This window comes from Elusimicrobiaceae bacterium (assembly GCA_017528825.1).
Classification (GTDB): Bacteria; Elusimicrobiota; Elusimicrobia; order Elusimicrobiales; family Elusimicrobiaceae; genus Avelusimicrobium.
Window position 1 is genome coordinate 1 of record JAFXOI010000029.1, and the last position, 8,364, is coordinate 8,364.

An 8,364-nucleotide genomic window follows, 5' to 3' on the forward strand; every position below is an offset into this window, starting at 1 on the left:
AACGGAAAATGAACGAGCTCCAGGGACTGGGAGCAGAGGAAACCTATCAGCGCCGGTATCTGTATTTAATGATGTTGGATATCGTGGAGGACGATACCTACGACGCTACCCAGGGGAAAGAAAAGCCGGTTACTCCCTCCGGGAAGAAAGGAACGCCGCCGGCCACGCCGGAAGAACGCAAGGAAGCAGTTAAGACTCTTACTGATCAGAGCGGTAAGGCTACCGAAGTCCAGAAAAACAGTATTAAAAAAGGTTTGCAGAAATTACGGGACACCGGCGAGGATCACGAGGAGTTTATCGCCAGTACGGTAGCGAAGATGAAAGCCGGGGCCACGGCAGAAGAAGCCGAAAAGCTGATCAGTGAAATCGGAAAGCGCTTGTATCCGGATGGCGAATAAATGGCAGTTAAAAAAATAAAATGGCTGGATAGCCATATCGAAGTAGAGCCGGTTAAGAATCCGAAAAAGATTACCGCTACCCGGCTGGCTGCTATCCTGGGGCTGAACCGGTGGAGCACTCCCTTTAAAGCCTGGTGTGAGATTACCCGGACGTATGAGGAACCGTTCGAGGATAACCAGTACACGCTGGCCGGTAAGGCGATAGAACCTATCTTAATTAAAATGCTGGAAAAACGGTATTTTATGGATATTCAGGATCCGACGGACGTTTACGGCCCGGACTACTTTAAAAAAACCTGGGGCGATTTTTTCCGGGACGTGAAAGTATTCGGCGGTATGTGGGACGCTATCGGAGACAATACGATAGTAGAAATCAAAACCACCAAACGGGCCGAGGACTGGCTGGAGGATACGCCGGAATATTATAAGGCCCAGGCGGCGCTGTATGCGTACCTCTCCGGCTGTGAAAATATTATTTTCGTCTGTGGCTTCCTGACGGATGAGGACTATCAGAATCCGGGAAACTTTAAGCCGGTGGTAGGCAAAAATACCATTATACGGGATTATAAACTGTCCGAAATTTATCCGGATTTTGAGAATACGCATATCAAACCGGCTACCGAGTTCTGGAAAAAGTATGTGGAAACGGGTATCTCCCCGGATTATGACGAAAAAGCCGACGCTGATATTATCGCAGCGCTCCGGAAAACGACGGCTGACGTTAACGAAGATATCGCCGTTACGCTGAAACGCATTGACGAGCTGAAAGAAAAAATCGCTGCCGTTTCCGTCCAGCTGGATCCGCTGGAGAAAGAACTGAAAGCAGCTGAGGAACAGTTAAAAACTTACCTCAAAGGCAAATTTACCGACGGTATCGACAAGGTAAATATCAGCAGCAGCCACTACTGTTTTACTCTGGCTAAATGCCAGTCTGAAAAGGCAGATACTGCCAAACTGAAAAAAGCCGGCCTGTGGAAAGAGTATTCCACCGTTACGACTACGTACCGGCTGACAAATAAAATTATTGAAAAGAATGAGGAGGAAAAATCATGATTACATTATCCGACAGCAATTTTACCGTTATCCCTGAGGGCCGTCACGTTTTCAAAATTACCGAAGTTGAATATAAAGAGGACTTTGGCAAAATGAATATCACGCTGGTTACGGCTGACGGCAGTAAACAGATCGAGCGCTTTTCCCTGATTAAAGGCGGCGAGGTAAACGAAAAGGCCCTGAACGCTTTCAGCTATTTCGCACGTCAGGCGTTTAATAATCCGGGACTCTCCGGCGAAATCGACGAAAACGATTTGGTAGGCTGCTATATCGACGCTGAGGTTACCCACCAGGTATTACCGTCTAATAAAGATCCGCAGAAAACCGTTACGTTCGTGCAGTTAAAGGATTACAAACCGGCCTCCGGTTTTAACTCCCCAGCTGCTGCCTCTAAAAAAGTCGTTGATATTGACGACTTTTAAGGAATGAAAGAGTCGAGACTGCAGCGCCAGATTATCGACTACCTCGACAGTATCGGAGCCTATACACTCAATGTATACGGCTCCGGTATGACTGGCAAAGGTACGCCGGATATCCTGGCCTGTTATAAGGGCTTATTTATTGCGATAGAGACTAAAGTCGGAAATAACCGGCTGGCGCCGGCCCAGAAAATTATCCGGAAACGGATTATCGAGGCAGGCGGTATCCACGTCGTACCTTATTCTCTTGAGCAGTTCATTTCAGACTTTAACGAGGCGGTTGGTAATGAAAGATAACATCTATATCATTTTAGATTCAAATAAAAAGCCGCTGCACAAATTTAAAGACGGGAAAGCCAAAACCTGGGACGAGGTGAAAGACTTTAACAATATCGGAATGATAGTACCGGAGCCGTTTATCGTTCTGGACTTTGACACGGTTTCGGATTATCAGATCATGTTAAAGATAATCGAGGATTTGGATCTGCATTGTAATGTAATGAAAACCTCCCGTGGTTATCATGTTTGGTTTAAATCTGCCGAGCCTTGGAAAAACTTTGTAAAGAGCCGGCTGGCGCTGGGTATTTATTGCGACTGCCGCTCCTACGGAAAAAACGGCTACGTCAAAATTAAGGATGACGGGGTTCTCCGGAAATGGATCCGGCGGTATGACGATAACGATATCAGTTATGTACCGAAATACCTCTACCCGGTGAACCGTACCGGCAACAATTTTTCGTTTAAGGGAATGAAGTCCGGGGACGGCAGGAACCAGGAGCTGTTTAATTACATTGTGTTCCTCCAGAGCAAAGGCTTTAAACGGGACGAGGTTAAATACACGCTGGAGCTCATTAATAAATATGTCTTTGCGGAATCCCTGGCTCCCTCCGAAATGGCTACCATTATCCGGGACGAAGCATTTAAAACGGACGAGGAAGTCGAGCAGGAACAGAAAAAAGCAGCGTCCAAAAAGTTCCGGCATGATTTATTGGCTGCCGAGCTGGCGAAAGAAAAGCATATCATTTGTGTGAATAATATCCTGTACATCTATCTGGAGGGATATTACCAGCCGGCCCAAATCGAAATCGAAAAGGAAATGATCCGACGGGTTCCGGATATCACCAGCCGGCAACGGGACGAGGTAATCAAATACCTAAAGATTCTGACGTACAAAGACCGGGACGATATCAAAGTGAATCCGTATATCATTAATTTGATGAATTGCCGGCTAAATATCACTAACGGTAACCGGCTGGATTATACGCCGGAGGCTATCGAGTTCGAGCGGCTGCCGGTAAATTATGACAGCTCCGTTTACTGCTCTTCCGTGGATAAACTGTTAAACAAAGTCTTTTGCGCTGACCGGGAGTGTATGGATCTGTTCGAGGAAATCCTGGGCGACTGTCTGCTCCACAAAAATATTTATCAAAAGGCGTTCCTGTTTTATGGCAGCGGCTCTAACGGTAAGAGTACCATTTTAAAACTGATCCGGAAGTTAATCGGCCCGGATAACGTCAGTACCGTCTCCCTGGATCAGCTGAGTACGAATTTCATGGCTGCAGAGCTGGAGAACAAGCTGGTTAATATCGGCGACGATATTAATTACAAACCGATTAAAGACAGCGGCACGTTAAAAAAGCTGTTTTCCGGAGAACCGCTGACAGTACAGCGAAAATTCGCTCCTCCCTTTGTCCTGGAATCCTATACGACGCATTTGTTCAGCTGTAACGAGATACCCAGGAACAGCGACAAATCGGACGGTATGTACCGGCGCTGGTGCTTTGTTCCTTTTAATGCCAAATTTACAAAAGACGATCCGGATTATGATCCCTTAGTTTTTGAAAAGGTTTCTACGCCGGAGGCCCTGAGCTATCTTTTGAACTTGGCGATTAAAGGGCTCCGGAGATTACGGCGCCGTGGCTACTATAAAGAGCCGGCTGTAGTCCAGGAGGCTATGAGGCTGTACGCTATTGAAAATAATTCCGTCCTCAGCTGGATAGAGGACGAGGAAATCACCCGGGAGCACACGCTGGAAACTCCCAGGGACGGACTGTACGCCCGGTATAAAAACTGGTGCCAGCTCTCCGGGATCCGGGAGGCCGTAGGCAGAAAAACCTTTTATAAAGAAATCTGTAAAAAGTACGGGCTGTCGGCAAAGTCCCGGCTCCGTAAGGCTGACGGTAAGCGCTATTTCGTAGCGGCGCTGGATTTTTAGGAGGTATCGTGAACGCTTATATTTTCTGCAGCCTTTTGGTTTTATTGAGCTGTGTACTGTTTTGTTTGATGTTTTACCGAAATACAAGGAGGAAATGAAATGTCACTTATATCAGTTATGTCACATTTAGCCTGTGTGTTTATCGGTGCAGTAATCGGCATTTGTATTATGTGCCTGGTTTCCGTAAACAGGGAGGACGATTACCGTGATTACAGATAAGCCCATTGATTTGAAAAAGGCCTGGGAAAAATTCCTGAAACGCCAGAAGAAAAAGGAGAAAAGCAAAAATGCCAAAACCAAAGGAAATATTGAAAATCGAGGATAAAACAGACGGTTATTTCTTTTTATGCCCGTACTGTAACCGGTATGTAGTGCGTTCTTCCGGTTTGCAGCAGTGCCTGGCTTGCGGCGGTATCGTAGACAACGACCACGCACAGATAGCTCCACGGCCCAAACGGGTTAAGTTCGACGGGAAACACTCCTGGAGGTAACTATGTTAAATCTGGAAAATAAAAAGCTGTGCCGGTATGTCCTGTACAGAAAAGGCATACAAAATCAGATTCTGAAACTCATGGAAGAAATGGCAGAACTCAACCAGGCGTTAATCAAAAATATTCTGTATCCGGAGGAGAACGCCTGGGAGGAGAAAGTCAAAGAGGAAACGGTAGACGTAATCGTAACACTCACCCAGCTGCTTATGATTAAAGGCTACGATAAAGAGCTGATTAACGAGCTGGCCAAAGGCAAACTGCAGCGAACCATAGACAAGATTAAAAAAGGAGAGGAGTAACACGAATGAAATGTCCAAGATGTAATGGAAAAAGATGTGAGCCAGATAACAGCGGATCCCTTGTGTGGAGAGCATGTAAAATGTGCCACGGTACAGGAATAGTTCCTGATAATAACGAAAATTGGTTTTGCTCACTTTCAACGGAAGAAAAGGCAGAAGTAATTGCTCAATTAAGTTCCTACGGTGGAAATGTGGACGCAATATTAGATTGGCTAAAGGGTGAACATAGACAAGATTAAAAAGGAGAGGAGTAATGAAATACTTAATTATACTGGTGGTGTTCTGGCAGCTCCTTGATACCTCTGCTTATTGTGAGACGGGGAACCGGACGGCTTCCGGAGTCTGGCCGAGGGCTTATCATACTTGCGCCGCTGACCATTTGCCATTCGGAACCAAAGTGATTTTACCGGATAGCACAGTCTGGACTGTCGAGGATCGTTTCGGAGGAAATTATAAGGATAAGCTCGATCTGTACCTGGGAAAATACGAAAAGGCTATCAGATTTGGGAGGCAAAAATTATTATGTCAAATTATAACACCCGATTAAAGACGGTGGCGCTGGATCAGGATATGGAACTTATACTGATATCGGCTCTCCGGTATGCGATAGGGAGAGCTACGTATATGCCGGAAACGACAATGAATTTTGTACGTCCCCTACTCCCTCACATGACATTAAAATCGCTTTATGTAATTGAGAATGATTTGAAAGATGAGTTTTCAAGATGTGAACGGCTTAATTTAACGCTGCCTTATGAGGACGAGTGGATTAATTTCGCTTTGGATGTACGGAAAGAGAAAGAAAAGAAAGGAAGTTCCGGTAAATGAACAAACGGGAGATTAAAATGACGTTTCTACTGAGTTACAGCATAATGAAAGAACGTATTCTCATTCTGACGGAACGCAGGAGAGCCTATGAGGACGACTGTTACGGAATTAAGGCTGTCACCTATTCCGGCACTCCCAAAGGTAGCGACGTGGTTGATCTGTCGAACAAAGTCAGCAAATTGTTATCGTTAACAGAGGATATCGATAACGAAATCCGGGAGCTCACCGGGAAAATGGAATACATTAATACTGTGATTCATACCCGGCTAAAAAATTACCGGCTGATAAGCGTACTGGAACTCAAATACATTGACGGGCTGCAGCGAAAGCAGATCGCCCAGATTATGGACTGCAGCGTACAGAAAGTGGATAACCTGACAGCGAAAGCGATTATGGTTATCAAAATCAAAGAAACAGACTTAAAAAAGGTTTTATAACCATTTGTAACAGTTTGTAAACGTTTATAAGTTTGTATAAGTTTTTAGAACAAATTGTAAACTTATATGCTTTACAGAAACCGGAATCTGTTTTATAGTGTAATCGGTAAAAAGAAGGTTTTTAAAACTTTTTCCAGCTTTTTACCTTTCCTCTCATTCCGAGAGTCGGTTCAGGTCGCAGGAGCCGGCTCTCTTTTCATTTGTGAGGTTTAAAGGTAACAGGTGGTAACAAAATCATGTTTATCATTCTGTTACCTATCCAAACGCAGATGAATACTGGCTTTGAAGCACTTTGAACAAAAAGGCGGTAACAAAACGATTTTTCATTCTGTTACCTCATAAAGCCAGTAACCATGCGGTTTACAGTGGTTTAGGTAACATAATATATAATATTTTTTATTTATATAAATAAATAAAAGTAATATATATAATATATAGTAAATGTGTTACTAATATATATAAAGGTTTAGGCCTAAATTCTGTTACCTGTTACCTTTTACAAAGAATCCAGTAATAGCGCTGTTTGCTGGGTAACAAAACGGATTTTAGGTTTTATTTTGTTCTGTTACTTTCGTGAGTTTCTGTTACCTGGTGAAAATAATGTTATATGCTTGCAGCCGGTGCGGTAAGATACATCCCTGGGGGCAATGTCCTAAGGGCCCGAGGCCGGAACGAATTTATAAAAAGAAAGAGCGTACTGCTGTTGTCAGGTTTCGCTCGAGCGCAGCGTGGCAGCGTAAGCAGAAAGAGATACTGCAACGGGACAGATATCTGTGTAAGATGTGTCTGGCTCGTGGAGTACTGACGACTAAGAATCTTTCGGTACATCATATCATACCGATCCGGGAGAACGATAAGCTGAAGCTGGTAGATGATAACCTGATAACACTGTGTGGACGTGATCATGCTATCGTAGAGGACGACGTGAGCTTCCGGCCTGTCCTCCAGCAGCTGGTTAAATCCCCCCCGGAGAAAATTTTAAAATGAGAGGCGTTTGGGCCAAGACCGGACTGCTCACCTCACTTTACAAATATTTTTCTATTGAGAGGTTACAGAAATGAACAAAAAAGAGTCGATTTTAGAAAAAGTTAACACATTAATAACGTACGCAGTTTCTCAGGGATATGACTCCTCTTTACTTGATGATTTAATGAGTCCTCTGCTTACCCAGGTAAACAGTTTTTATAATTTAGACTTATCCGGTATGCTTGAAAACTGTATCAAGGCTTTGACTCATGCTCAAATCCGAACGGGGATAATCTATAAAGGTGGTTACACAGTTCCTTACTCATTGGACGGGGCGCCGTCCGGTTATTCTGATATAACAGATCTGTTTAATTTTGAGGCCGATTTGATGAATACCAGCGGCGCCACTTTTACGGCAAGCATTTCAGAGAGTACGGACGCTATTACCGGGGAACAATTTTATATCAGTTCGCTGGTTGACTCCTGGATCAGTTCCGCAGCCGGTGCTGTACAAAGTGTACCTGGTTCTTTGAAATCGATAGCTTCTTTCAGTAATTCTTTGGGGCTGGGCGCTACCTTAAAGAATTTGCTGGAACCGTCCGACGTGGAAAGCGTTCCTAAGCTGGAAGATATAGCCGAGGATATTTACAATACCCGTAAGTATCTTTTGCTTATCAACACTATGGAGCTGGGTGTGTATATTCCCACTAATTTCAGGAGCTGAAAATGGCCAAAGCGAATATGAGTGTAAAAGTAACATCCAAAATGATGAGCGCTAAAGACAGAAAACTCCGGGAGACGGTGGAGGACTCTTTAAAAGGGAAACCGATATCCAGACGGGCGCCGAGAAACCTTACTGCCCCTCAGGCTAAGGTTTACCGGTGGCTGTTAAAGCAAATGGATCCGTCCGGTATGTTATCGGAATTGGACGTGAAAACGCTATCCAATGCAGCTATTATTATTACCCGGTTGGAACAAATCGACGATATGATTAACGCAAAACCGGAAAACCTGTACGACAGGCTTCTACTCTCAGCGAGGAAAGAGTATTTTGCTCAGTATTTACAGGTTTGTCGGGAGCTGTGTCTGTCTCCGTCAGCCCGGGCCAAAATGGGAACGCTGGCTGTTAATAAATCCAAACTGGAAACGGATCCCCTGCTCAAGATCTTAGGCGGTGATAAGACGTGATTAATAAAAAACATCCGTCTTATGTATATGCCAAAAACGTAGTCACCGGAAAGATTAACGCTCCGAGATA

General features: G+C 44.5%; 13 protein-coding genes. All 13 read left to right on the top strand.

Translation table 11 applies throughout. The features are described 5' to 3' along the window. The coding region (locus IKN49_05460) for an ERF family protein (protein MBR3632483.1) at positions 1-398 on the top strand (398 nt) is incomplete at its 5' end. Next, positions 399-1,451: a YqaJ viral recombinase family protein gene (locus IKN49_05465; protein MBR3632484.1), complete on the top strand. Its 1,053-nt coding sequence runs from the start codon at positions 399-401 to the stop codon at positions 1,449-1,451. It begins immediately after the preceding gene. Next, complete coding sequence (locus IKN49_05470) at positions 1,448-1,873, top strand: hypothetical protein (GenBank protein ID MBR3632485.1); 426 nt, start codon at positions 1,448-1,450, stop codon at positions 1,871-1,873. Before IKN49_05465 ends, IKN49_05470 begins: the two co-directional genes overlap by 4 nt. Positions 1,874-1,876: 3 nt before the next feature. Next, positions 1,877-2,167, top strand: coding sequence for a VRR-NUC domain-containing protein (locus tag IKN49_05475; protein ID MBR3632486.1), 291 nt, complete (start codon positions 1,877-1,879; stop codon positions 2,165-2,167). Further along, positions 2,157-4,085: a hypothetical protein gene (locus tag IKN49_05480; protein ID MBR3632487.1), complete on the top strand. Its 1,929-nt coding sequence runs from the start codon at positions 2,157-2,159 to the stop codon at positions 4,083-4,085. Before IKN49_05475 ends, IKN49_05480 begins: the two co-directional genes overlap by 11 nt. Before the next feature lie 99 nt (positions 4,086-4,184). After that, the gene (locus tag IKN49_05485) at positions 4,185-4,304 is read left to right on the top strand and encodes a hypothetical protein (GenBank protein ID MBR3632488.1); all 120 of its coding nucleotides are present in this window, start codon (positions 4,185-4,187) and stop codon (positions 4,302-4,304) included. A 274-nt stretch (positions 4,305-4,578) separates the two neighbouring features. Next, entirely contained in the window at positions 4,579-4,875 is a 297-nt protein-coding gene (locus IKN49_05490; GenBank protein MBR3632489.1) for a hypothetical protein, read from the top strand. 253 nt (positions 4,876-5,128) lie between these two features. Next, positions 5,129-5,422, top strand: a complete 294-nt coding sequence (locus IKN49_05495) for a 3D domain-containing protein (GenBank protein ID MBR3632490.1) — start codon at positions 5,129-5,131, stop codon at positions 5,420-5,422. Then, the gene (locus IKN49_05500) at positions 5,398-5,703 is read left to right on the top strand and encodes a hypothetical protein (GenBank protein ID MBR3632491.1); all 306 of its coding nucleotides are present in this window, start codon (positions 5,398-5,400) and stop codon (positions 5,701-5,703) included. The genes IKN49_05495 and IKN49_05500 overlap by 25 nt, the downstream gene beginning before the upstream one ends. A gap of 44 nt (positions 5,704-5,747) precedes the next feature. Then, positions 5,748-6,140 (top strand): hypothetical protein, encoded by a 393-nt coding sequence (locus IKN49_05505; GenBank protein ID MBR3632492.1) that lies wholly within the window; start codon positions 5,748-5,750, stop codon positions 6,138-6,140. A 780-nt stretch (positions 6,141-6,920) separates the two neighbouring features. Then, entirely contained in the window at positions 6,921-7,127 is a 207-nt protein-coding gene (locus tag IKN49_05510; GenBank protein MBR3632493.1) for an HNH endonuclease, read from the top strand. A gap of 70 nt (positions 7,128-7,197) precedes the next feature. Then, complete coding sequence (locus tag IKN49_05515; GenBank protein ID MBR3632494.1) at positions 7,198-7,830, top strand: hypothetical protein; 633 nt, start codon at positions 7,198-7,200, stop codon at positions 7,828-7,830. Positions 7,831-7,832: 2 nt separating this feature from the next. After that, a complete protein-coding gene (locus IKN49_05520) occupies positions 7,833-8,294 on the top strand; it encodes a P27 family phage terminase small subunit (protein MBR3632495.1) in 462 nt (153 codons plus the stop codon). Positions 8,295-8,364: the final 70 nt, after the last annotated feature.

Bases quoted from the DNA above. Each gene is read 5' to 3' on its own strand.
- IKN49_05465 (MBR3632484.1), top strand. From the start codon at position 399: ATGGCAGTTAAAAAAATAAAATGGCTGGATAGCCATATCGAAGTAGAG.
- IKN49_05470 (MBR3632485.1), top strand. From the start codon at position 1,448: ATGATTACATTATCCGACAGCAATTTTACCGTTATCCCTGAGGGCCGT.
- IKN49_05475 (MBR3632486.1), top strand. From the start codon at position 1,877: ATGAAAGAGTCGAGACTGCAGCGCCAGATTATCGACTACCTCGACAGT.
- IKN49_05480 (MBR3632487.1), top strand. From the start codon at position 2,157: ATGAAAGATAACATCTATATCATTTTAGATTCAAATAAAAAGCCGCTG.
- IKN49_05485 (MBR3632488.1), top strand. From the start codon at position 4,185: ATGTCACTTATATCAGTTATGTCACATTTAGCCTGTGTGTTTATCGGT.
- IKN49_05490 (MBR3632489.1), top strand. From the start codon at position 4,579: ATGTTAAATCTGGAAAATAAAAAGCTGTGCCGGTATGTCCTGTACAGA.
- IKN49_05495 (MBR3632490.1), top strand. From the start codon at position 5,129: ATGAAATACTTAATTATACTGGTGGTGTTCTGGCAGCTCCTTGATACC.
- IKN49_05500 (MBR3632491.1), top strand. From the start codon at position 5,398: ATGTCAAATTATAACACCCGATTAAAGACGGTGGCGCTGGATCAGGAT.
- IKN49_05505 (MBR3632492.1), top strand. From the start codon at position 5,748: ATGAAAGAACGTATTCTCATTCTGACGGAACGCAGGAGAGCCTATGAG.
- IKN49_05510 (MBR3632493.1), top strand. From the start codon at position 6,921: ATGTGTCTGGCTCGTGGAGTACTGACGACTAAGAATCTTTCGGTACAT.
- IKN49_05515 (MBR3632494.1), top strand. From the start codon at position 7,198: ATGAACAAAAAAGAGTCGATTTTAGAAAAAGTTAACACATTAATAACG.
- IKN49_05520 (MBR3632495.1), top strand. From the start codon at position 7,833: ATGGCCAAAGCGAATATGAGTGTAAAAGTAACATCCAAAATGATGAGC.